The sequence below is a fragment of the Pseudomonas sp. H2_D02 genome (assembly GCF_054677635.1).
Genome location: NZ_CP162816.1, coordinates 3401985 through 3424435, shown reverse-complemented (window position 1 = coordinate 3424435; position 22451 = coordinate 3401985). Strand labels below are relative to the sequence as shown.

19 protein-coding genes are annotated in these 22451 nt (G+C 63.0%); 7 read left to right on the top strand and 12 right to left on the bottom strand.

Annotated elements, in window-relative coordinates; genetic code table 11:
- Positions 1-3 precede the first annotated feature (3 nt).
- Positions 4-3099 (top strand): efflux RND transporter permease subunit, encoded by a 3096-nt coding sequence (locus AB4N42_RS15935; protein ID WP_030141618.1) that lies wholly within the window; start codon positions 4-6, stop codon positions 3097-3099.
- 12 nt (positions 3100-3111) lie between these two features.
- Here the strand turns inward: AB4N42_RS15935 and AB4N42_RS15930 are convergent, their stop codons facing one another.
- Positions 3112-3603: a winged helix-turn-helix transcriptional regulator gene (locus AB4N42_RS15930; RefSeq protein ID WP_460114953.1), complete on the bottom strand. Its 492-nt coding sequence runs from the start codon at positions 3601-3603 to the stop codon at positions 3112-3114.
- Between the two features lie 144 nt (positions 3604-3747).
- Between AB4N42_RS15930 and AB4N42_RS15925 the strand changes: the two genes are divergently transcribed.
- Positions 3748-4374, top strand: coding sequence for a cysteine hydrolase family protein (locus AB4N42_RS15925; protein WP_258647498.1), 627 nt, complete (start codon positions 3748-3750; stop codon positions 4372-4374).
- An 11-nt stretch (positions 4375-4385) separates the two neighbouring features.
- Positions 4386-5666 (top strand): MFS transporter, encoded by a 1281-nt coding sequence (locus AB4N42_RS15920; protein WP_460114952.1) that lies wholly within the window; start codon positions 4386-4388, stop codon positions 5664-5666.
- Here AB4N42_RS15920 and AB4N42_RS15915 read toward each other — a convergent pair.
- The 6 genes from AB4N42_RS15915 to AB4N42_RS15890 all read right to left on the bottom strand — a co-directional run bounded on the left by AB4N42_RS15915 (position 5557) and on the right by AB4N42_RS15890 (position 11780).
- Positions 5557-6480 carry a hypothetical protein gene (locus AB4N42_RS15915; protein WP_460114951.1) on the bottom strand — a complete coding sequence of 308 codons (924 nt, stop codon included), beginning with the start codon at positions 6478-6480 and terminating at the stop codon, positions 5557-5559. The two genes, AB4N42_RS15920 and AB4N42_RS15915, sit on opposite strands and share 110 nt — an antisense overlap.
- Positions 6473-7363, bottom strand: a complete 891-nt coding sequence (locus AB4N42_RS15910; protein WP_460114950.1) for a hypothetical protein — start codon at positions 7361-7363, stop codon at positions 6473-6475. Before AB4N42_RS15910 ends, AB4N42_RS15915 begins: the two co-directional genes overlap by 8 nt.
- Before the next feature lie 186 nt (positions 7364-7549).
- Positions 7550-8398: an ureidoglycolate lyase gene (locus AB4N42_RS15905; RefSeq protein ID WP_460114949.1), complete on the bottom strand. Its 849-nt coding sequence runs from the start codon at positions 8396-8398 to the stop codon at positions 7550-7552.
- Between the two features lie 25 nt (positions 8399-8423).
- A complete protein-coding gene (locus AB4N42_RS15900) occupies positions 8424-9164 on the bottom strand; it encodes an SDR family oxidoreductase (protein WP_460114948.1) in 741 nt (246 codons plus the stop codon).
- A complete protein-coding gene (locus AB4N42_RS15895) occupies positions 9161-10543 on the bottom strand; it encodes an MFS transporter (protein ID WP_030141626.1) in 1383 nt (460 codons plus the stop codon). The genes AB4N42_RS15900 and AB4N42_RS15895 overlap by 4 nt, the downstream gene beginning before the upstream one ends.
- Positions 10544-10841: 298 nt before the next feature.
- Positions 10842-11780: a LysR family transcriptional regulator gene (locus AB4N42_RS15890; RefSeq protein ID WP_258647508.1), complete on the bottom strand. Its 939-nt coding sequence runs from the start codon at positions 11778-11780 to the stop codon at positions 10842-10844.
- A gap of 114 nt (positions 11781-11894) precedes the next feature.
- Here AB4N42_RS15890 and AB4N42_RS15885 point away from each other — a divergent pair, with 114 nt between their 5' ends.
- The 4 genes from AB4N42_RS15885 (at position 11895) to AB4N42_RS15870 (ending at position 16006) form a co-directional block, all read left to right on the top strand.
- On the top strand, positions 11895-13076 hold the full coding sequence (locus AB4N42_RS15885; protein ID WP_460114947.1) for a fumarylacetoacetate hydrolase family protein: 1182 nt from the start codon (positions 11895-11897) through the stop codon (positions 13074-13076).
- Positions 13077-13122: 46 nt separating this feature from the next.
- Complete coding sequence (locus tag AB4N42_RS15880) at positions 13123-14907, top strand: IlvD/Edd family dehydratase (RefSeq protein ID WP_198795874.1); 1785 nt, start codon at positions 13123-13125, stop codon at positions 14905-14907.
- Between the two features lie 143 nt (positions 14908-15050).
- On the top strand, positions 15051-15551 hold the full coding sequence (locus tag AB4N42_RS15875; protein ID WP_030141629.1) for a type VI secretion system amidase effector protein Tae4: 501 nt from the start codon (positions 15051-15053) through the stop codon (positions 15549-15551).
- The gene (locus AB4N42_RS15870) at positions 15551-16006 is read left to right on the top strand and encodes a type VI secretion system amidase immunity protein Tai4 (protein WP_030141630.1); all 456 of its coding nucleotides are present in this window, start codon (positions 15551-15553) and stop codon (positions 16004-16006) included. The genes AB4N42_RS15875 and AB4N42_RS15870 overlap by 1 nt, the downstream gene beginning before the upstream one ends.
- A gap of 10 nt (positions 16007-16016) precedes the next feature.
- On the opposite strand, the gene mug is transcribed toward AB4N42_RS15870, so the two are convergent.
- From mug to AB4N42_RS15845, 5 genes are all read right to left on the bottom strand, one after another.
- Positions 16017-16535: a G/U mismatch-specific DNA glycosylase gene (gene mug / locus AB4N42_RS15865; protein WP_030141631.1), complete on the bottom strand. Its 519-nt coding sequence runs from the start codon at positions 16533-16535 to the stop codon at positions 16017-16019.
- Between the two features lie 229 nt (positions 16536-16764).
- The gene (locus AB4N42_RS15860; RefSeq protein ID WP_407683165.1) at positions 16765-18501 is read right to left on the bottom strand and encodes an OPT family oligopeptide transporter; all 1737 of its coding nucleotides are present in this window, start codon (positions 18499-18501) and stop codon (positions 16765-16767) included.
- Positions 18502-18749: 248 nt separating this feature from the next.
- The gene (locus AB4N42_RS15855) at positions 18750-19235 is read right to left on the bottom strand and encodes an ester cyclase (protein ID WP_033864606.1); all 486 of its coding nucleotides are present in this window, start codon (positions 19233-19235) and stop codon (positions 18750-18752) included.
- Positions 19236-19297: 62 nt separating this feature from the next.
- Positions 19298-20776, bottom strand: coding sequence for an APC family permease (locus AB4N42_RS15850; RefSeq protein ID WP_030141634.1), 1479 nt, complete (start codon positions 20774-20776; stop codon positions 19298-19300).
- 61 nt (positions 20777-20837) lie between these two features.
- Positions 20838-22331: an aldehyde dehydrogenase gene (locus tag AB4N42_RS15845; protein WP_198795872.1), complete on the bottom strand. Its 1494-nt coding sequence runs from the start codon at positions 22329-22331 to the stop codon at positions 20838-20840.
- Positions 22332-22451 lie beyond the last annotated feature (120 nt).

The following is a 22451-nucleotide window of genomic DNA, read 5'->3' as shown; positions in this document are numbered from 1 at the left end:
GCCATGCCGCAATTCTTCATCGACCGCCCGGTGTTTGCCTGGGTCGTCGCGCTGTTCATCCTCCTGGCCGGGATCCTGGCCATTCCACAACTGCCGGTGGCGCAATACCCGGTCGTGGCGCCGCCGCAAATCGAGATCTACGCGGTGTACCCGGGCGCGTCGGCGCAGACCATCGACGAGAGCGTGGTCAGCCTGATCGAGGAAGAACTCAACGGCGCCGACAACCTGCTGTATTTCGAATCCCAGAGCAGCCTCGGCAGCGCCACAATCACCGCGACCTTCCAACCCGGGACCAACCCCGAACTGGCCCAGGTCGACGTGCAGAACCGCCTCAAGGCGGTGGAGTCGCGCCTGCCGCAAGCGGTAACCCAGCAGGGCTTGCAGGTGGACAAGGTTTCCGCCGGTTTCCTGTTGCTGATCACCCTCACCTCCAGCGACGGCAAGCTCGATGACGTGGCGCTCAGCGATTATCTGGCGCGCAACGTGATGAACGAGATCAAGCGCCTGGACGGCGTCGGCAAGGCCCAGTTGTACGGCGCCGAGCGGGCCATGCGGATCTGGATCGATCCGCGCAAGCTGGTGGGTTTCAACCTGACCCCGGCGGACGTCAATGCCGCCATCGTCGCGCAGAACGCCCAGGTCTCGGCCGGCAGCCTCGGCGACCTGCCGAGCCGCAGCACCCAGGAAATCACCGCGACCATCGTCGTCAAGGGCCAGCTCTCGACGCCGCAGGAATTCGCCGACATTGTGCTCAAGGCCAACCCCGACGGTTCGACGGTGCGCATCGCCGATGTCGCGCGGGTGGAAATCGGCAGCCAGGAATACCAGTTCTCCACGCGCCTGAACGGCAAGCCGTCGACTGCCGTGGCGGTGCAGTTGTCGCCGGGCGCCAACGCGTTGAACACCGCCACCCTCGTACGGGCGAAGATGGATGAGCTGGCGCGCTACTTCCCGGCCGGCGTGGAATACAAGATTCCCTACGACACGTCGCCGTTCGTCAAAGTCTCGATCACCAAGGTGGTCTATACCCTCGGCGAGGCGATGTTGCTGGTGTTCGCGGTGATGTACCTGTTCCTGCAGAACATCCGCTACACGCTGATCCCGACGCTGGTAGTGCCGGTGGCGCTGATGGGCACCTTCGCGACGATGCTCGCCCTGGGTTTCTCGATCAACGTATTGACCATGTTCGGCATGGTGCTGGCCATCGGCATCCTGGTGGACGATGCCATCGTGGTGGTGGAGAACGTCGAGCGGATCATGGCCCAGGAAAGCCTCTCTCCCAAGGACGCGACGCGCAAGGCCATGGGCCAGATCACCGGGGCGATCATCGGCATCACCCTGGTGCTGGTGGCGGTGTTCATTCCGATGGCGTTCATGCAGGGTTCTGTGGGGGTGATCTACCAGCAGTTCTCGCTATCGATGGCGACGTCGATCCTGTTTTCGGCGTTTCTCGCCCTGACCTTGACCCCAGCCCTGTGCGCGACCCTGCTCAAGCCGATCGCGCCAGGCGATCACCACGCCAAACGCGGGTTCTTCGGTGCGTTCAACCGCGGCTTCGATCGATTCGGCGACCGCTACCACGGTTGGGTGGCCTACGCAGTGAGACGCAGCGGCCGTTATCTGTTGATCTACGGCGTGCTGCTGGTGGGCATGGGCCTGCTGTTCAGTCGCCTGCCCTCCTCGTTCCTGCCGGTGGAAGACCAGGGCTACACCATCACCGACATCCAGTTGCCGCCGGGCGCGAGCAAGAACCGCACGGTACAGGTCGTCGAACAGATCGAGGCGCACAATGCCGGCGAGCCTGGCGTTGGCGACAGCACGGTGATCCTCGGTTTCAGCTTCTCCGGCAGCGGGCAGAACGCCGCCCTGGCGTTCACCACGCTGAAGGATTGGTCGCAGCGCGGCGGCGATGATTCGGCGGCGTCCATCGCCGATCGCGCCAACCAGGCCTTCGGCGCGATCAAGGACGCCATGGTGTTCTCGGTGCTGCCGCCGCCGGTGGACGGCCTCGGTACTTCCAGCGGTTTCGAGTTTCGCTTGCAGGACCGCGGCGGCCTCGGCCATGCCACGCTGATGCAGGCCCGCAGCGAACTGCTCGCCGCCGCCGAAAAAAGCCCGGTGCTGATGAACGTGCGCGAAAGTGCCCTGGCGGAAGCGCCGCAGGTGCAACTGGAGGTCGATCGCAAGCAGGCGAATGCGTTGGGGATTTCCTTTGCCGATGTCGGCGGCGTGCTGTCCACGGCGGTGGGCTCGGCCTACATCAACGACTTCCCGAACCAGGGGCGCATGCAGCGCGTGGTGGTCCAGGCCGAAGGCGACCAGCGCAGCCAGGTCGAGGACCTGCTGAAGATCCACGTGCGCAACAGCAATGGACAAATGGTGCCGCTGTCGGCGTTCGTCCAGGCCCGCTGGACCCAGGGGCCGGCGCAACTGACCCGCTACAACGGCTACCCGGCGGTGAGCATTTCCGGCGAACCGGCACCGGGCTACAGCACCGGGCAAGCCATGGCCGAAATCGAACGGTTGGTCGCCCAGGGTCCCAAGGGCATGGGCCAGGAATGGACCGGCCTGTCGTTGCAGGAACGCTTGTCCGGCAGCCAGGCGCCCATCCTGCTGGGCCTGTCGCTGCTGGTGGTGTTCCTGTGCCTGGCGGCGCTGTACGAGAGTTGGTCGATCCCGACCTCGGTGTTGCTGGTGGTTCCGCTGGGCGTGCTTGGTGCGGTATTGGCGGTGTCGTTGCGCGGCATGCCCAACGACGTGTTCTTCAAGATCGGGCTGATCACCATCATCGGCCTGTCGGCAAAAAACGCGATCCTGATCATCGAGTTCGCCAAAAGCCTGTACGACGAAGGCCACGACCTGGTCGACGCCACGCTCCAGGCCGCGCGCCTGCGCTTGCGGCCGATCATCATGACCTCGTTGGCGTTCATCCTCGGCGTGGTCCCGCTGGCGATCGCCACGGGGGCCAGCTCGGCGAGCCAGCAGGCCATTGGCACCGGCGTGATCGGCGGGATGATCAGCGCCACCCTGGCGGTGGTGTTTGTCCCGGTGTTCTTCGTGGTGGTGATGAAGCGCGTCACACGCCGCAAAGCCGATTGAGGGTTGGCGGCGCTATTTACCCTTGAACGCCTCCCGACGGGCCGTGCGCTCGGCGAGGAAGCGTTCGCTGATCGACGGCTGCAAGTCCTTGCGTTCCACCGGTACTCCGCAATTGGGGCAAACACTCGCTACCCCCACGTCGTGTCCACAGGCGCGATGCACAAAGTGCATCGCCAACCCTTCATCCTCGCCCTTGCACCACGTTTCGCCCCAGGCGCGCAACGCGTAGATCACCGGATAGAAATCCCATCCCTTGGCGGTCAGCTGGTACTCGTAGCGCAGGGGTTTTTCGTTGTAGGGACGACGCTCCACCAGGCCGTCGGCTTCCAATGCCTTGAGGCGCGAGGTGAGCATTTGCGGCGTGGCGCCGGTCTGGATCTGGATCTCCTCGAAGCGTGTCGTGCCCATGTACAACTCACGCAACACCAGGATCGTCCACTTATCACCGACCACCCCCACCGAACGCGCCACCGGGCACACCGTTTCGCTCGTTTCATCTTGCATATGTGTTTTTCTCAAAATCACTATTTTTTTCATAGTAACACGACAGCCCAACACTTAAATCGGCTCGAAAACGGCGTAACCATTGACTATATGATTTTCATAGTTAGTATTGAGGACACCCATCCCTGAACTGGAGCCTCAAAAATGACCCAGCCTGTGTACTCCCCGTCGCGAACCGGCCTGTTGCTGGTCGACCCCTATAACGACTTCCTGTCCGAGGGCGGCAAGCTCTTTCCCTTGCTGGAAAAGGTTGCCCAGGACGTTCACCTCCTCGACAACCTGCGCGCCGCTGTGGCGACCGCTCGGCAACAAGGCATCCAGGTGTTCTACGTGCCCCATCGCCGCTGGCAACCCGGCGACTACGACAACTGGAACCACCCCAATCCGACCCAACGCCTGATCCAGCAACGCCATACGTTCGCAAAAGGCACCTGGGGCGGCGAATGGCACCCGGACTTCGTGCCACAGGACGGCGACATCATCGTCCAGGAGCATTGGGGCCAGAGCGGTTTTGCCAATACCGACCTCGATTTCCAGCTCAAGCAACAAGGCATCACCCATGTGATTGTGATGGGTTTGCTGGCGAACACCTGCATCGAGTCCACCGCACGTTTCGCCATGGAGCTCGGTTACCACGTGACGCTGGTGCGCGACGCAACCGCCGCGTTCAGCCCGGAAATGATGCACGCGGCGCACGAGTTGAACGGTCCGACATTCGCCCACAGCATCGTCGATACCGGCACGCTGATCTCGACCTTGCAACCGCGCTGAAGGACCGCGCCATGCCCGTGTCGAACGTGATCCCCGCTCGCCTGGTCGGCGTGATGGCCGTGTGTTGCGCCCTGGCCGTGTCGACCCTTTACTACCATCAACCGTTGCTGCCGATGATGGCCGCGTCGTTCGGCCTGACCTCGACCCAAGCCGGGCTGATCGCCACGCTGACGCAACTCGGTTATGGGACGGGCCTGCTGCTCATCGTGCCCCTCGCCGATTGCCGACAACCCCGCCGCGTGGCATTGCGGGCCATCGGGGCAAATGCCGTCGCGCTGCTCGCCTGCGCCGCGGCGCCGAGTTTCGCGCTGCTGTGCGTCGGCAGTTTCCTGGTTGGGGTGACGGCGGTTACCGCACAGCTGATCATCCCCGCCCTGTCGGGTCTGGCCGCGCCCGCGGAACGCGGCCGGGTGGTCGGGACGTTGCTGAGCGGACTGTCCGCCGGATTACTGTTGGCGCGGACCTTCGGTGGCCTGCTCGGCGAGCACTGCGGTTGGCGATCGGTGTTCTGGGTGGCCTCCCTCATCGATGGAATGCTGTTGTTGATCGTTGCTGGAAATCTACCCGCTCTGACGAGCCTTTCTCCCATGCGCTATGGCGCGCTGATGCGTTCCCTCGGCAGCCTGTTGCGCGAGGAGCCGGTACTGCGCTTCTGCGCCGCGAGCGGCTTCCTGATTTTCGCCGCCTTCAGTGCCTTATGGGCCACGCTGGCCGCGCTGCTGACCCAGCCGCCGTACACGTTCGGCTCGACCACCATTGGCCTGTTCGGCCTGGTGACAGTGTTGGGCATCGTCGCATCGCCCCGCATCGGCACGTTAGTCGATCGCCTGGGCGCCCGGACGCTGACCGTCGCGGGTACGACGGTGCTGGTCGTCGGTTTCGTCTTCATCGGGGCCGGCGGACAGCACCTGGGCTGGCTGATTGTCGGCATGGTGCTGTTGGACTTCGGCAACCGGGTCGGGCTGGTGGCCAATCAGGCACGCGTCCAGACCCTGCGCGCCGAGGCCCGCAGCCGATTGAACACGGTGTTCATGGGTTCGTATTTCCTGGGCGGTGCACTCGGCGCGGCCTTGGGTAACTACGGGGTCCACCGGAGCGGCTGGATCGGGCTCGCCACCGTCGGTGCACTGCTCGCCCTCGCGGCGACCGCCACCAGCGCCCTCGCGCCCCGAGATACCCGCGTCACGTTGGCGGACGCTCAGCCGCGACAGCCGTTCGCTGGGGCTGTGGACCAGTGTTGCCGCGCGCCTTGTCCACCAGTCGCTGCACCCAACCGGCGTCCCGGTCGTTGACCACGGCGTAACGGTCCGGCGGGAAAAAGCCCCAGCGATGGGATGCTTCGGCGAGGCGGCTGAACTCATCGGCGGACAGCCAGTACGAGGATTCCGTCAGCGGCAAAGGCGCACCGTCAAAGCGCTGGCCCAGCATCAACTGGGTCCCAGGGGCAAAGGCAATCGCCAATTGCTGCTGGGGCTTCATCCGCAGGTCGGACGCAGGCATTCGCCTGGCCTGTCCATGGCGGAAGACGCCGGGAATTTCCTCCGTGAGCACCAGCCAGTGCCCGGCCGAGGTCATGGCCAGGATCCATTGCGACACGCCGCAGCTTTGCACGCGCACCAGCTTGTCGTCTTGCCAGAGCGTGAGGCTGAGGGCCTCGGGATTATCATCGCAGGACCACAGGCTGATGCCCGAGACCAGCGTATGACGCTCAAGCTCGACCACCCCTTCATCCGGCATCGAGCGCCAGTAGCGCTTGGTCGGGTCGCGTGAATCGCGCCGGTAATTGGACGAGGCCCAACCGGCGATGAAAAGCACAGTCGCCAGCACCTGCCAGCCCCAGGATCCATCGATGATCCGGTCGACATCCAGGCCGGGGACGAACCATTTCTCGACGAGGCCCAGGCCAATCACGAACGCCAGGCTTGGCAGCATCAGGCCAACGCTCACCGGCGCCGCCAGCACCATGACCCAGCTGAAGCGGTGCATGGATGCACGCTCGCGCGCCCTGGCTGACTCCTCTGGGAGCATGGGTGATTGCTCGCGAGGGCCGATGGTTGGATCAGGCGTCTCGAAGCTGATCATTTGCTTGTAGAGTTCGTCACTCATGCTGAGGCCCGACACTGGCTTGTGCCCTGTCCACCAATCGTTGCACCCAGCGGGCGTCCTCGGTATTGACCACGGCGTAACGGTCCGGCGGGAAGAAAATCCAGTGATGGGCGGCTTCAGTGAGGCGCTTGATCTCATCGGCGGACATCCAGTAGGGCGTTTCCACCAAGGGCACAGGCGCACCCTCAAAGCGCTGGCCCAGCATCAGCTGGGTTCCGGGTGCGAAGGCAATCGCCAAGTGCTGGCGGGGTTGCAGCTGCTTGCCCTTCTCGGGCATCCGCCCTTCTCGCCCATAGCAGAAGTCACCGGGGAACTCGTCCTTGAGCACCAGCCAGTGGCCGGCCGCGGTCATGGCGAGGATCCACTGCGACACGCCGGAGCTTTGCACGCTCACCAGCTTGTCGTTCTTCCACAGGGTAAGGCTGTTGCAGTCCGGGTCAAAGTCGTTGACCCAAAGGCTGATGCCCCTGATCAGCGTATGACGCTCAAGCTCGACCAATCCTTGGTCCGGCAACGATTGCCAGTAGCGCTTGGTCGGGTCCCGTGAGTCGCGCAGGTAATTGGACACTGCCCAAGCGGCAACGAAAAGCACGGTCGCCAGCGCCAGCCAGCCCAGGGAATCACCGACGATCCGGTCGACATCCAGCTCCGGGGCGAATAGCTTCTGGGTCAGGCCCAGGATCGTCAAGTACGCCAAGCCTGGCAGCACGAGGCCCATGCTCAACGGCGGAAGCAGCACCACGAACCAACTGAAGCGGTGCATGAAGGCACGCTCGCGCGCCCAGGCCAACTCCTGCGGGAGCATCGGTGATTGCTCGCGCGGAGGGATGCTGGGATCCGGGGTTTGAAAACGGGAAAACCGTGCGTGGGAGTCGTCGCTCATGGGTCGAATCGTTCTCTCGAATCAGGCGCGCATCTTCGAGGATTTTTCGTGGCGAGGACAGTGCCTATATCTTCGGCAACAGGACTACCGCCTTCGCGAGCAGGCTCGCTCCCACAAGGGATCTTTGGTGTGCAAAGGACCGTGTGGGAGCGAGCCTGCTCGCGAAGGCAGTAGCGAAACCGGTGATCAATCCGCCTGCACGGTCACCTGACGCTGCTCACCCAAGCCTGCAATCCCGAGGCGGATGGTTTGCCCCGGGCGCAGGAACACCGGGTTGGGGTTGATGCCCAGGCCGACGCCGGGTGGCGTGCCAGTGGAAATGACGTCGCCGGGTTGCAGGCTCATGCATCGGCTCAGGTAGGCGATCAGTTGTGGCACGCTGAAGATCAGCGTCCGGGTGTTACCGTCCTGATAGCGGTGCCCGTCGACTTCCAGCCACAGGTCCAGCGCATGCGGGTCGGGGATTTCATCCTTGGTCACCAGCCAGGGTCCAAGGGGGCCGAAGGTGTCGAAGCCCTTGCCTTTATCCCAAGTGCCGCCGCGTTCGAGCTGCCACTCGCGCTCCGACACATCGTTGATCACGCAATAACCGGCGACATGTTCCAGGGCGTTCGCTTCGTCAATGTAGCGCCCGCCCTTGCCGATGACCACGCCCAGCTCGACTTCCCAATCGGTCTTGAGCGAGCCGCGGGGAATCTGGATATCGTCATTCGGCCCGCAGATGGCACTGGTCCATTTATTGAAAATGATCGGTTCCTTCGGCACCTCCATGTTCGACTCGGCGGCATGGTCGGCGTAGTTCAGGCCGATGCAGATGAACTTGCCGACCTGCCCGACGCACGGACCGATCCGCGGCTGGCCGGCCACGACCGGCAGGCTGCGCGGGTCGATGGCGGCGAGTTTTGCCAGGCCTTCCGGCCCAATGACATTTCCGGCGATGTCCGGCACATGGCCCGACAGGTCGCGGATCTGATGGTCGTCATCCAGCAGCCCGGGTTTTTCCGAGCCTTTTTCGCCGTAACGCAACAGTTTCATGAAGTGCTCCTGTTCAAGTGAAAACTCAAAGGCTCATGCCGCCATCGATCACGTGCACGGCGCCCGTGGTATAGCCGGACGCGTCACTGCCCAGGTAGAGCGCCAGTTGCGCGATTTCTTCGGTATTGCCAATTCGTCCCATGGGCTGGCGGTCGAGAAACTGCCGGTAGACCTGTTGCTCCTCGACACCCTGCTGCGCGGCCTGGTCGGCAATGCGCTGGTGCAGCGATGGAGAATCCACGGTGCCGGGACAGATCGCGTTGCAACGGATGCCCTGGCTGACGAAGTCGATGGCGACGGATTTGGTCAGCCCCACCACCGCGGCCTTGCTGGCAGCATAGGCGAAACGATTGGGCACGCCTTTGACGCTGGACGCCACCGACGACATGTTGATGATCGAGCCGCCGCCACGGGCCAGCATGCCCGGCAGGAAGGCGCGGATCATCCGGTACATGGCCGTGACGTTCAGATCCATCGAGCGCGCCCAGGCCGCTTCGTCACAGTCGAGGATGGTGCCGCTGTGCACGACGCCTGCGCAGTTGAACAACACGTCCAATCCGCCGATTCGCTCGCGGGCCGCGTCGATGGCGCTGGCCGAGGTGACGTCTAGCGTAATGGCAGTCACCCCATCGATACCTGCCAGCGCGCGAATATCAATGTCACTGGCGAACACCTCGGCGCCGGCCTGGGCGAAGGCAACCGCGCTGGCCAGGCCGATGCCCTGTCCGGCCGCCGTCACCAGCACCCGTTTGTTCTGCAGGCTCATGCTGTCTCCAATTGCGCCGCCGGGGCCGCGCTTTTCGGTGTCCGGCCGAGCATCGAGGCCGGGATGGCCAGGATCAACCCGCCACTGACCAACAGGCACAGCGCCAGGACATAGGTACCGTTGTTGATATTGCCCGTGAGCGTCTCGGCCACGGCGGTGATCATCGATCCGGTGAACCCCGACAGGTTGCCGATGGCGTTGATCATGCCAATCCCCGCTGCGGCAGCGACGCCTGACAGTACGGTGCCGGGCAAGGTCCAGAAGATCGGCATCAGGCTGAGGATCCCCGAGGCGGAGACGCTGAGGAACAGCACTGACAGCACCAGGTTATCGGCGAAGTAAGCACTGAGGATCAGCCCCGCGCCACCGATGAAGGCGGGAATCGCCGCGTGCAGTCGGCGCTCGCCGGTGCGGTTGGAGTGCCGGGCGTTGAGCAGCATCGCCACCACGGCCACCGAGTACGGAATGGCGGTGAGCAAGCCGATGTGCAGGCTGTTGGTGATGCCGGTGCTCTTGATGATCGACGGCATCCAGAACGCCAGGCCGTAGAAGCCGGTGTTGAACGTCAGCAGGATCAGCACCAGCAACCACACCCTAGGGTTGAAGAACACCTCGCTCAAGCGTGTGGCCTTGCCGTGGTTATCGGTTTGAAGATTGGCCTTGAGCATGGCTTTTTCCGCCGCCGAAAGCCACTTGGCCTTGTCGATGTTGTCCGCCAGGCAGACCACCACCACGACCGCCATGATGATCGAAGGAACCCCCTCGATCAGCAACATCCACTGCCAGCCGGACAGGCCGTGCACACCCTGCATGCTGTTCATCAGCCAGCCGGACAGGATTCCACCCAGCGTCAGGCTGACCGGCAATGCCAGCAGGAACCCGGACATCACCCGGCTCTGCCGATGGGTCGGGAACCAGTAGTTGAGGTAGAGGATCACGCCAGGAAAAAAGCCCGCTTCGCAGATCCCCAGCAGGAAACGCAGCACGTAGAACATCGTGCTCGATTCGATGTGGAAGAACGCTGCCAGCGGCACGGTGTAGGCCACCGCCATGGAAATCACCGCCCAACTGAGCATGATCCGGGCGATCCAGAACCGCGCGCCAAAGCGATGCAGCAACAGGTTGCTGGGCACTTCGAACAGGAAATAGCCCCAGAAAAACATACTGGCGCCCAGCGCGTACACGGTGTTGCTGAATTGCAGCTCGTTGAGCATGTCGAGCTTGGCAAAACCGATGTTCACCCGGTCGAGGTAGGCCGCCATGTAGCACAACAGCAGGACCGGCAGGATTCGCCAGATCACCTTGCGGTAGGTCCGGTCCTCGAAATCGAGTTCGCCGGCTTGCGCCTGGGCGGGCAAATGCTCGGAGATGGTTTGCATGAGGTAACCCCTGATTGTTTTTATTGGGTCACGTCGAATGAGCGAGTCATCCGGCGATTGAACGAGGACTCTACTGTCGGGAAGCGATTCTTTCCCAATGGCATTTTTGGATTAGTTGATAACGGGGTGTTATCACAGTTCTGAAAATCCGAACGAGACCTGTGGCGAGGGGATTTATCCCCGCTGGGCTGCGCAGCAGCCCTAAGAAACTCACCGCAATCAACCTGACGGAACGCAGAGGCTGGGTTTAGGACTGCTTCGCAGCCCAGCGGGGATAAATCCCCTCGCCACAGGATATTCAGCTATCCAATCGGGCGTTGTCCTTGAGGATCTCGGCAAACTCCAGCGCCGCGCCCACCAGCGGCTCGTCCTTGCGGGTGAGGATGCCGTAGTCCTGCGGCACCAGGTGCAGCGGTGTGTCGAGGGTCTTGAGCTGGCCGCTTTCGAGCAGTGGGTCGACCATCGCATTGGGCAACATGCCGATCATGGGCCCGCGTTGCAGCACCTGGAGGAAGGTCTGCATGGAAATCGTGTCGATGGTGTTGCGCGGCATGCCCACCCCGGCTTCGGCGAAGGCCAGTTCCATGCGCGCGCGAATCGGCGTGCCGACCGGGTAGAGAATCCACGGCAGATCCACCAGTTGCTGCAACGACGTCGGCCCGGCATCGGCGAGCGGATGGCGATCATTGACCACGATGCAGAACGGTTCGGGGGCCAGGGGTTGGAAGTCATAGCGCTGCTGCTGGCTCTGATCGGTAAACCGCGCAACGGCAAGGTCGAGCTTCTTTTCTTCAAGCATCTTCATCAGGTGATTGCTGGTCTGCTCCACCACCTCGATGGACAGCAGGGGCCAGCGCTGCTTGATCTGCAGGATCGCCTCGGGCAGCGCCACCGCCGTCGCGGCGAAAATACCGCCGACCTTGAGGTAACCGTGGCCGCCCTCGCGCAGGCTGCTGATCTGTTCGACGAACGAACGGGCGTCATTCAGGGCGATTTGCGCATAGCGCAGCACGTGCTCACCCAGGGCGGTGGGCGGCATGCTGCGCGGTCGGCGCTCGAACAGGGCGAAGCCGAGCAGGTTTTCGATTTCCTTGAGCATCTTGCTCACGGCCGGCTGGCTGAGGTTCATCTGCTCGGCCGCCAGATGCATGTTGCAGGTACGTCCGAGGGTGTCGATGAGCAGCAGATGGCGGAATTTGAGCCAGCCGCAAAAGCTGGAGAAGGACAGATCGGACATGGGCATTCCTCGGCGGCGCAATAACCAGGCGTTATCGGATACTGAATATATCTCATTGGAGTTCATCGACAACGCGCCCTAGCGTGAAGGCTTTACGAACCAGGAAGCCTGTCCATGTCGCTATTGCTTACTCCCGAGAACACTCTGCCGGTCGATGGCGTGGCCGGTACCCTGATCGGTCGCGCCTGGGTCCCGGGGCGGATCGCCGGGCCTTCGCCGATCATGCTGCGCAGTGACGGCGCGTTCGACCTCTCGGAGCATTTCGCGACCTTGAGCGATCTGCTGGAAACGCCCTCGCCCCTCACAGCGGCGCGACAGACGCCGGGCACCTTCCTCGCCAGCGTCGAAGACCTGTTGGCCAACACCGGCCCACACGCCGATCCGGCCAAGCCGTTCCTGTTGCCGCCGCTGGATCTGCAAGTGATCAAGGCCGCCGGCGTGACCTTCGCGGCGAGCATGATCGAACGGGTGATCGAGGAACAGGCCGGCGGCGACTCGGCCCGGGCCGAAGCCGTGCGCGCCACGGTCCACGGCGTGATCGGCGACAACCTGCGCTCGATCGTGCCGGGTTCCGAGCAAGCCATGCGCCTCAAGGCGTACCTCATCGAGCAAGGCATGTGGTCGCAATACCTGGAAGTCGGCATCGGCCCGGACGCGGAAATCTTCACCAAGGCGCCGGTCCTCGCCGCCGTGGGCAGCGGCAGCCAGATCGGCATTCATCCGGCCTCGCAATGGAACAACCCGGAGCCCGAAGTGGTGCTGGCGGTGGACAGCCGGGGCCGGATCCACGGCGCGACCCTGGGCAACGACGTCAACCTGAGGGACATCGAGGGCCGCAGTGCGCTGTTGCTGAGCAAGGCCAAGGACAACAACGCCTCGTGCGCCATCGGGCCGTTCATTCGCCTGTTCGACGAGCAGTTCAGCCTGGACGACGTGCGCGCTTGCGAAGTCGACCTGCAAGTACACGGCGAAGACGGCTACCGCCTGCACGGCTGCAGCTCCATGAGCCAGATAAGCCGCGATCCGCAGGACTTGGCCGGCCAGACACTCAACGCCAACCATCAATACCCGGATGGCTTCCTGCTGTTTCTCGGTACCCTTTTCGCCCCCACCGAGGACCGTGATCATGCCGGCAGCGGGTTCACCCATAAACTCGGTGACCGGGTCAGCATCAGCAGTCCGTTGCTGGGCGGCCTGCATAACCAGGTGACCCACAGCTGCAACGCCGCGCCGTGGACCTTCGGTGTCGGCGCGCTGTTGCGTAATCTTGCCGCACGGGGACTGCTCGACCGCTGAGCCCGACCGATCGTCGATTCATCCAATTACAAGAGAGAAATGAATCATGAGTGACACGCCAAAACGCCGCCTGCGCAGCGAGCAATGGTTCAACGACCCGGCCCACGCGGACATGACCGCGCTGTATGTCGAACGCTACATGAACTATGGGATGACCCGCGAGGAGCTGCAATCGGGACGGCCAATCATCGGCATCGCCCAGACCGGCAGCGACCTGACGCCCTGTAACCGCCATCACCTGGAACTGGCGCAACGGGTCAAGGCCGGTATCCGCGACGCCGGCGGCATTCCGATGGAATTCCCGGTTCACCCCATCGCCGAACAGTCGCGTCGCCCCACGGCGGCGCTGGACCGTAACCTGGCTTATCTGGGCCTGGTGGAAATCCTCCACGGTTATCCGCTGGACGGCGTGGTGCTCACCACCGGTTGCGACAAGACCACCCCCGCCTGCCTGATGGCGGCGGCGACCACCGACCTGCCGTCGATCGTGCTGTCCGGCGGGCCGATGCTCGACGGCCGCCACAAGGGCGAGCTGATCGGCTCCGGCACAGTGCTCTGGCACGCACGCAACCTGATGGCCGCTGGCGAGATCAACTACGAAGGCTTCATGGAAATGACCACGGCGGCCTCACCCTCCGTTGGCCACTGCAACACCATGGGCACCGCCCTGTCGATGAACGCACTGGCCGAAGCCCTGGGCATGTCGTTGCCAGGTTGCGCAAGCATCCCGGCGCCTTACCGCGAGCGCGGACAGATGGCCTACGCCACCGGCAAGCGCATCTGTGAACTGGTGCGCCAGGACGTGCGCCCCTCGCAGATCATGACCCGCGAAGCGTTCGAGAACGCCATCGCTGTCGCTTCGGCATTGGGCGCATCGAGCAACTGCCCGCCGCACCTGATCGCCATCGCCCGGCACATGGGCGTCGAATTGAGCCTGGACGACTGGCAACAAATCGGCGAGGACGTGCCGCTGTTGGTCAACTGCATGCCCGCCGGCAAATACCTGGGCGAAGGTTTCCACCGTGCCGGCGGCGTCCCGGCGGTCATGCATGAACTGCAAAAGGCCGGACGCCTGCACGAACACTGCGCCACCGTCAGCGGCAAGACCATCGGTGAGATCGTCACCGGCAGCCTGACCTGCGACGCCGATGTCATCCACCCCTTCGAGACCCCGCTCAAACACCGCGCCGGCTTCATCGTGCTCAGCGGCAATTTCTTCGACAGCGCGATCATGAAAATGTCGGTGGTGGGCGAAGCGTTCCGCAAGACCTACCTGTCCGAACCCGGCGCCGAGAACAGCTTCGAAGCGCGGGCCATCGTCTTCGAAGGGCCGGAGGACTACCACGCGCGCATCGACGACCCGGCACTGGACATCGACGAGCGCTGCATCCTGGTGATTCGTGGCGCCGGCACCGTGGGCTATCCCGGCAGCGCCGAAGTGGTGAACATGGCCCCGCCAGCGGCGCTGATCAAGCGCGGCATCGACTCCCTGCCCTGCCTGGGCGATGGCCGCCAGAGCGGCACCTCGGCGAGCCCGTCGATCCTCAACATGTCCCCGGAAGCCGCCGTCGGCGGTGGCCTGGCGCTGCTACAGACCAACGACCGGCTGAGAGTCGACCTGAATACCCGCACCGTGAACCTGCTGGTGGACGAGGCCGAAATGGAGCGACGGCGCCTCGCATGGACGCCGAACATCCCGCCTTCGCAAACGCCTTGGCAGGAGCTGTACCGGCAACTGGTCGGGCAGCTGTCCACCGGGGGCTGCCTGGAGCCGGCCACGTTGCACCTGAGGGTGATCGCTCGCAGCGGGGAGCCGCGGCATTCTCATTGATCTTGGTGAACAGGCACGCTGTCCTTCCGCAACCAGATGAAGTCATGGACAGCGGCCTTTGATGATCCGGCTATTTGAAGCTATCTTTCGTTTCAGCAAAGAACCAACCGCAGCCGTATGCTGCCTGAAATCAAGGATGAATCATGATTCGACCCTCCTTTTCCAGCGCGTGGGCGGCCTCGCAACGGATCTACGACCCCATCAATCCATCTGAAAAAGTTGCGACAATTATCGGGGGCAACGTGGCCCTGAACATCAACAGCAGTCACCCGACCGCCAGGTGGGTCAACACTTGTGCGGTTCGCATGAGCTACATCCTCAATTACTCCGGCTCACTTATCCCACATATACGGGGAAAAACCGTGTCGGGTGCCGACAAGCGTTGGTATTTCCACCTCGTCAAGGATTTGATTTCATACCTGGAACAGCAGTGGGGACGTGCCGAGACGGTCAAGTATCCGGCTGCGGATGGCGGCACCCTCGCAGGGAAGAAGGGGCTTATCCTGTTCGAGATCTCCGGTTGGGAGGACGCCAAGGGCCACGCCACGTTGTTTGACGGCAGGATGTGTTATGACCACTGCTATTTCAATGAACCGGGCGTGAACTATAAAACCGACCAGGCGAACTTCTGGAGCTTGCCGTGATGAAAGCCTTCACCGCACTCCTGTTATCGGCCTGGGCAATCGCGCCTGGCGTGAATTGGGCCAAGGATGGACCGAGCGATTCCCCCCAGGCAGGCGGACGCACCTACGCGCAAAACTACAAGGACATGGTACTGGCGGACTGCATCGCGACAGCCTACAAAGGTGAACCTGACGCGGCCCAGGATGCCGGTAGCAGCGCCAGTGCGCTGATGGACTGGACGTATTTCGACCTTGAGCAAGCGCCCCAGGTCGGCAAACCGTTGATCGATCAATTCCTGGCCCGTGATTATCGCAATCCTGTGGTGGAATCGGAACGTCCGGGGGTCCGCTTCGAGCTGCTCAAATGCCTCGATCTTTATCACAGCAAAGAACTCGACAATCAGGTCAAGCAACTGGTTATCGATCCTGATCACACTTACCGCCAAGACAATCCGCCACGGCAGAAAAGCAACTGACGCGATCTAATCATGACGGAGTCTGGTATTGCATCGCCTGGTACAGCACCCGATACGCCGCCACCAACTGCCCCAGCGTGAACGCCCGGTTGCGTCCGCTGGGGTTGGGCAAGACCCAGACCTCGGCGCCGCCGAACGCTTGCGCCTGGCGCCCCCATGCCACGTCCTTTTTTCGCACCAACCCGGCGTAGGCAGACTTACCGAGGAACGCCAGGCAGCGGGGTGCATGGCGGATGATCTTCTGTTCGAAGCTCGCCGCCACCGAGGTGAACTCAGTGAAGGACAGTTGATCCGCCCGCGCCGTCGGTCGCTCGACCACGATGGTCAAGCCACAACGGTATTGCAGGATTGACCGATCGTCCTCCGGCAGTAAGCGTTGCGGGGTGAACCCGGCGAGGTGAAGCGTGGGCCAGAACCGATTGCCTCGACCGGCAAAATGATGCCCCTGGGCCGCCGCCATCAGGCCAGGGTTGATACCGCAAAACACCACCGCCAGATTTTCCGCGAGGATGTCTTCGAGGCCTGGCATCAGGCTGCCCGGCCGCACATGAGGCTGATCGCGGCGCGCGCAAGGCCGTCAAGTTGAGTGGACCGCTTCAGCCTGATTGCTGGCGGCCTGGAGACGATGATAAGAACTGCGGCACGGGCTAAAAATGGAGCGCCGGGACAAACACTGTTGCCAGAATTCATATGAATAGGCGTCGCGCCCGACTGCACGTTGCCGGGCCTTCGGTGGACATGAGCGGCGCTTGCCGTGCTCAGAGGTTCCCGAGCATTTCCCACAACGACGCACCCACCCCTGTGATGCTCTCCCCGGCGATCAACCCCGCCGCCGCGGTAATCGCGAAGCGTTCGGTGAGGCTCGGCCAGCGGCAGCTCACCAGCCAGGTGAGCACGGCGCCGAGGGCCATCATCAGCGAGACCGAGGCCGGCAGCACAAATGCCAGGCCCAAGGCTGCGGTGCTGGGCAGGTAGCGGGCGCGATGGGCCGGCAGCAGGCTGTCGAGAATGCCCAGCAGCAAACCGGCGAAACCACCGATGAAGATCGCCCAGCGAATGCTCGCCGACAACGAGTCCAGGCCATGGGTCAACGTTTGCGCCACGGCCTTCCAGGTGGCGACTGCCGGGGCTGGCCATTCTTCGGTGAGTAGCATGGCTTGCGGGTCGGGGATCAACGCCAGGTAGGCCAGCACGCCGACGATACTGCCGATGAAAATCCCCAGCGTCTGGGCCAGCAGTTGCTTGCGCGGCGTCGCGCCGATTGCCCGGCCGACCTTGAAGTCGTTCATCAAGTCCGTGCATTGCCCGGCCGAACCGCCGGCCGTGTTGGCGCTCATCAGGTTGATCGGCACCTGCCCCGGCGCGACGATGCCGAAGCTCAATTGGGACAACTGCCCGATGGCGCCGATGGGCGGGATACCCGTGGCGCCCACCACCCGGGCCGCCACCGCCGCCAGGCAGATGGCCAGGGGAATGGTCAGCAACGCCATCCACGGATTGATGCCAAACAACACCGCTTGCAGGCTGACCACCAGAACGATCGCCAGCAAAAACCCAATCGCGGGCCCGGCCTTGGGGATCGCCCAGGTTGTCCCGCCGCTGGCCTTGGTGGACGCGTGCAGCGTCCACAGGCGGATCGCCAGGGAAGCCAGGGTCGAGCAGACCATCAGGCTCACGCCCGGCCACAGCAACCATTCCACCAGCACCGCGAATTGTGGGCCGCTGCTGCCGGGCGGCATTTGCACCAGGCCATTTTCCAACAACCACGGCGCCAACCCGCCCCACGCCAGCAGTGCGCCGAGCAATAGGGTCAGGCCGACACGGATGCCGATGATGCCGCCGAATCCCACCAGCAACAGCGAAGGGTCGGCGGTGAATGTGAGCCGTTCCAGCTGGGCGCTCGGCGACCAGCGTGGGATAGCCCAAACGAACGTGTCGACCCACTTCGCCAGCCCGGACAGCAGCGTCGCGCCCAGCAACACCTTGAGGCGCGTCGCCGCTTCATGGCCATGGTTGTAGATATGCAGCAGGGTTTCCAGGGTCGCCATGCCCTCGGGAAACCTCAGCGCCTTGTCGTTGAGCAGCGAGGGCCGCAGGTACCAGGCGATCCAGATGCCCAGGAAACTCACTGAAAACACCCAGGCGACCATTGGCAAAGCGTCGAGTTGCTGGCCGGTCAGCAAGGTATACGCCGGGATCGGCGCCACCAGCCCGCCGGAGATGATCGATGCCGCGGCGGACGCCACGGTCTGGTTGATGTTGCTTTCATGCAGCGTCCAGGGCAACCCGGCAGCCGAGCGCTTGGCCAGGCCTTGCCAGACACCGTAGCCGACCAGCAAGGCAATGATCGACATGTTGAACGACCAGCCGATCTTCAATCCCGCGTAGACATTGGAGGGCGTGAGGAGGATACCGAGCACGATCCCGGTGATCACCGCGCGCGGGCTGAATTCACGCTCTACAGCGTGGACGTGCGGGGTCGAGGTTTGATCCATGCGAATTCCTTATCGGCAAAAACAGCACGGTCACCTGAGGTGACGACCTAGGCTCTGTACGAAATGTGTTCGCGCGAAGGCCAGACAAGGCGAAACGGGGCGAGGAAGCGGAGTGTACTGGAGTACATGAGCATTCCGAGCCTCGTTTCAACGCAGTATGGGCGAGTGCGGATACATTTCGTACAGAGCCTAACAAGTGAGCGCTGTATTGCCGTAAGGTTCATCCAGAGGGCAACCCCGGCATCGCGTTACCAACCCAGCTGCTTGTTGAAACCAAGGGCGTCGTAGTAGTCGTGCTGGGTGAGGATCTTGCCGTCCCTGAGCCGTATGAAACTGACGCCCTTGAAGCTCAAGGGGCGTCCCGTGGCCGGGGTTTCAGTGCTCCATGGCCCGGTATTGTTGCCCTTGAACTCCCATTCGAAGGCAATCCCTTCGCCTTTGAGAATCGGGTCGCCAAGCATTTTCCATTGCAGGTCGGGCACCGCCCGCATGAACACCTCGACCACCTGGCTCTTGGCATTTTCACGCCCCACCTGAGGCACGCCCACCGAGGCGTCGAGGAACTCGACATCCGGGGCGAAGAACTGGGCCGCCGCTTGGGCGTCGTGGGCATTCCAGGCCTTCATGTAGCCGTGGATGATATCCAGCGTCTGTTCCTGGCCAGCCGCCAGGACACCATGGCTGGCGAGGATCAGGAGCAGGCCAAGCAGCATTGATTGGATTCGAGAGGTCATAGCGTCCAGCCTTTTCCAAGAGGTGTCGCCTGCCGTCGGAAACGACAGGCGTTCGAGTGCGTCTAGCGTTGCTTCCAGGCATCTGAAGCGGGGGCCGTGCCCTTCTCGTAGGGACGGAACAGCGCCATGTAGACGAGGCCGGCAAGAATCACGATGGCGCCCACCAGCACGATGCCGTAGTTCACGTACCAGGGCGCATCGGGTGTGCGTGGCCACGACATGTTGACGATGGCGAACACGCCGTAGCAGAGCGCGGCAATGTTCACGATCCAGCCCCAACGTCCGAGGGTGAATTGGCCCTGGGGTTTCCAGCCACGCAGGCGGGCATACAGCACACCGCTGACAATCATCTGGAAGGCCAGGTAGATGCCGATGGCGGCAAAACTCACCACCATCGCGACGGCGTTCTGCAAGTAGAAGCCAACGCACACGATGATCGCCGGCAGCACACCGCAGACCAGCAACGCCGCTGTCGGCACGTGGGTCTTGGGCGAGAGTTTTTTCAGCGTCGCGCTGCCCATGAGCATTTCATCCCGGGCGTAGGCGTAGAGCAGACGACTGGCCGAGGCCTGCAGGCTCAGCACGCAGGAAACGAACGAGACGGTAATCACGCCCATGACCACCCGGGACATCACCGGGCCGAACGCCGCGCCGAAAATCGTCGACATCGGGTCCTTGTCCTGTCCGGAAATCACCGCGGCGATATCAGGCACGGCGAGGATCAAGGCGAGCGCCGCGAAGATCGAAGCGGCGCCGCCGATCCAGATGGTCATGCGCATCGCCTTGGGCACCTGGCGGCTGGGATTCGGCGTTTCTTCGGCAACGTCGCCACAGGCTTCGAAACCGTAGTAGAGGAACATCCCCGCCAAGGAAGCCGCGAGGAACGCCGGCCAGTAGGCACCGTCGATGGAAATATCAAACGTATCGAACAGCACGCTCAAGGGCTGGTGACGCTCGAAAATCAGCAGGTAGCCGCCGATCACCAGGGCACCGACCAACTCACAGAGAAAACCGAACATTGCCACCCGTGCCAGCAGCTTGGTGCCGCTGAGGTTCAAGACCGTCGCGGCGGCGGTCAGCACCAGGGCCACCAGGGTGTTGGTGACCGGCGAAGGTTCGAAACCCAGCAGGCTGGCGATATAGGGACCGGCCCCCAGCGCCACCGCCGCAATGGTGACGCACAGCGAAATGGCGTAGATCCATCCGACCATCCACGCCCACTTCTTGCCCACCAGGCGCCGGGCCCACGGGTAGACGCCACCGGAAATCGGATACTGGGACACGACTTCGCAAAAAATCAGGCACACCAGCATCTGGCCGAACCCCACCAACAGGTAGGACCAGAACATCGGCGGCCCGCCGGCCGCCAGGCACAAACCAAACAAGGTGTAGACGCCGACCACCGGCGACAGATAAGTGAAGCCGAGGGCAAAGTTCTGCCACAGGCTCATGCTGCGTTCAAAATTCGAGGTGTATCCCAGCGCACGGAGTTGCTCCGCATCCTGGTCCACCGCCACCGAGGCATTCATCGAGCTGTTCATTTCACCATCCTTCAGCAGGAAAATTGTTGTTGTAAGCGTCGAACAGGCCGCATCCCAGCGCTTAGAGCTGTATCCAGGTGGCCTTGATCTCGGTGTATTTGTCGAAGGCATGCAAGGACTTGTCGCGGCCGTTGCCGGACTGCTTGTAGCCACCGAACGGCGCCATCATGTCGCCGCCGTCGTACAGGTTGACCCAGACACTTCCGGCCCTGAGCGCACGGGCGACGTTGTGGGCACGGGACAGGTCAGCCGTCCAGACCGCAGCCGCCAGCCCATAGGGCGTGTCATTGGCGATACGCACCGCCTCCTCGGCATCGTCGAATTCGATCACCGAGAGAACAGGCCCGAAGATCTCCTCCCGAGCGATCTTCATCCCATTGCTGACATTGTCGAACAGCGTCGGCTCGACGTAGCTGCCACCGCTCTCCTCCAACGCCACGCGCCCGCCCAGCAATAACCGCGCGCCCTCCTCCTGCCCGCCCTGGATACGTTGCAACACCCCTTCCAGGTGACGGCTGTCCACCAGCGCGCCGACATTGGTATCGGGATCGAGTGGATGGCCCGGCTTCCACGCCTTCAGCGCCTCGATGACCATCGGCACGAACCGTGCCTTGATGGACGCCTGGACCAGCAAACGTGAACCGGCGGTGCAGACTTCGCCCTGATTGAAGGCGATGGCGGCGGCCGCCGCTTCGGCAGCGACCTGCAGGTCGGGCGCGTCGGCGAACACGATGTTCGGGCTTTTACCGCCGGCCTCGAGCCAGACCCGCTTCATGTTCGATTCGCCGGCGTACACCAAGAGCTGCTTGGCCACTTGGGTCGAACCGGTGAACGCCAGGGTGTCGACGTCACGGTGCAGGGCCAGCGCCTTGCCGACGGTGCCGCCGTAACCCGGAAGAACATTGAGCACACCCGCCGGCAAACCCGCCTCCAGGGCCAACTGGGCGATACGGATGGCGGTCAGCGGCGAACGCTCCGAGGGCTTCAGGATGACCGAGTTGCCGGTCGCCAGCGCCGGTCCCAGTTTCCACGACGCCATCATCAGCGGGAAATTCCACGGCACGATGACCGCCACCACGCCAACCGGTTCGCGGGTCACGAGGCCGAGTTGGTCAGGCGCCGTGGCGGCGACCTCATCGTAGATCTTGTCGATGGCCTCGCCACACCAGCGAATACTGTCGATGGAACCGGGCAGGTCCACCGCCAGCGCATCGCTGATCGGCTTGCCCATGTCCAGGGTTTCCAGCAACGCCAATTCCTCGGAATGGGCCTCCAACAGATCGGCAAAACGCAGCATGACCGCCTTGCGCTTCGCCGGTGCCAGGCGCGACCAGACGCCCGAATCGAAGGCCGACCGGGCATTGGCGACCGCCAGGTCGGCATCTGCCCCATCGCAACTGGCAACCGCGCCCAACAAACGCCCATCGATTGGGCTTATGCAATCGAAGGTCGCCCCTGAACAGGCCGGCACATAGCGTCCGTCGACAAAGGCACGTCCTTCGATGTCCAGCGCGTTGGCTCGGGTTTCCCACTCTGCTCGGCTCATGTGACTCATGGTGAAGGGTGCTCCTGGGTTCGATGATGCGATCTGGGCTCGCTTAAACATATGGAACCATATCTTTTAGACCCTGAGAACCCCCGCCGATACGAATAAAGGTACGATTCTTTGACTTGC

Excerpts from the sequence above, each read along its gene's own strand:
- AB4N42_RS15845 (WP_198795872.1), bottom strand. The coding sequence starts at position 22,331 with ATGAGTCACATGAGCCGAGCAGAGTGGGAAACCCGAGCCAACGCGCTG.
- AB4N42_RS15925 (WP_258647498.1), top strand. The coding sequence starts at position 3,748 with ATGACCCAGCCTGTGTACTCCCCGTCGCGAACCGGCCTGTTGCTGGTC.
- AB4N42_RS15920 (WP_460114952.1), top strand. The coding sequence starts at position 4,386 with ATGCCCGTGTCGAACGTGATCCCCGCTCGCCTGGTCGGCGTGATGGCC.
- AB4N42_RS15880 (WP_198795874.1), top strand. The coding sequence starts at position 13,123 with ATGAGTGACACGCCAAAACGCCGCCTGCGCAGCGAGCAATGGTTCAAC.
- AB4N42_RS15890 (WP_258647508.1), bottom strand. The coding sequence starts at position 11,780 with ATGTCCGATCTGTCCTTCTCCAGCTTTTGCGGCTGGCTCAAATTCCGC.
- AB4N42_RS15915 (WP_460114951.1), bottom strand. The coding sequence starts at position 6,480 with ATGAGTGACGAACTCTACAAGCAAATGATCAGCTTCGAGACGCCTGAT.
- AB4N42_RS15930 (WP_460114953.1), bottom strand. The coding sequence starts at position 3,603 with ATGCAAGATGAAACGAGCGAAACGGTGTGCCCGGTGGCGCGTTCGGTG.
- AB4N42_RS15905 (WP_460114949.1), bottom strand. The coding sequence starts at position 8,398 with ATGAAACTGTTGCGTTACGGCGAAAAAGGCTCGGAAAAACCCGGGCTG.
- AB4N42_RS15935 (WP_030141618.1), top strand. The coding sequence starts at position 4 with ATGCCGCAATTCTTCATCGACCGCCCGGTGTTTGCCTGGGTCGTCGCG.
- AB4N42_RS15860 (WP_407683165.1), bottom strand. The coding sequence starts at position 18,501 with ATGGATCAAACCTCGACCCCGCACGTCCACGCTGTAGAGCGTGAATTC.
- AB4N42_RS15870 (WP_030141630.1), top strand. The coding sequence starts at position 15,551 with ATGAAAGCCTTCACCGCACTCCTGTTATCGGCCTGGGCAATCGCGCCT.
- AB4N42_RS15850 (WP_030141634.1), bottom strand. The coding sequence starts at position 20,776 with ATGAACAGCTCGATGAATGCCTCGGTGGCGGTGGACCAGGATGCGGAG.
- mug (WP_030141631.1), bottom strand. The coding sequence starts at position 16,535 with ATGCCAGGCCTCGAAGACATCCTCGCGGAAAATCTGGCGGTGGTGTTT.
- AB4N42_RS15895 (WP_030141626.1), bottom strand. The coding sequence starts at position 10,543 with ATGCAAACCATCTCCGAGCATTTGCCCGCCCAGGCGCAAGCCGGCGAA.
- AB4N42_RS15875 (WP_030141629.1), top strand. The coding sequence starts at position 15,051 with ATGATTCGACCCTCCTTTTCCAGCGCGTGGGCGGCCTCGCAACGGATC.
- AB4N42_RS15900 (WP_460114948.1), bottom strand. The coding sequence starts at position 9,164 with ATGAGCCTGCAGAACAAACGGGTGCTGGTGACGGCGGCCGGACAGGGC.
- AB4N42_RS15885 (WP_460114947.1), top strand. The coding sequence starts at position 11,895 with ATGTCGCTATTGCTTACTCCCGAGAACACTCTGCCGGTCGATGGCGTG.
- AB4N42_RS15910 (WP_460114950.1), bottom strand. The coding sequence starts at position 7,363 with ATGAGCGACGACTCCCACGCACGGTTTTCCCGTTTTCAAACCCCGGAT.
- AB4N42_RS15855 (WP_033864606.1), bottom strand. The coding sequence starts at position 19,235 with ATGACCTCTCGAATCCAATCAATGCTGCTTGGCCTGCTCCTGATCCTC.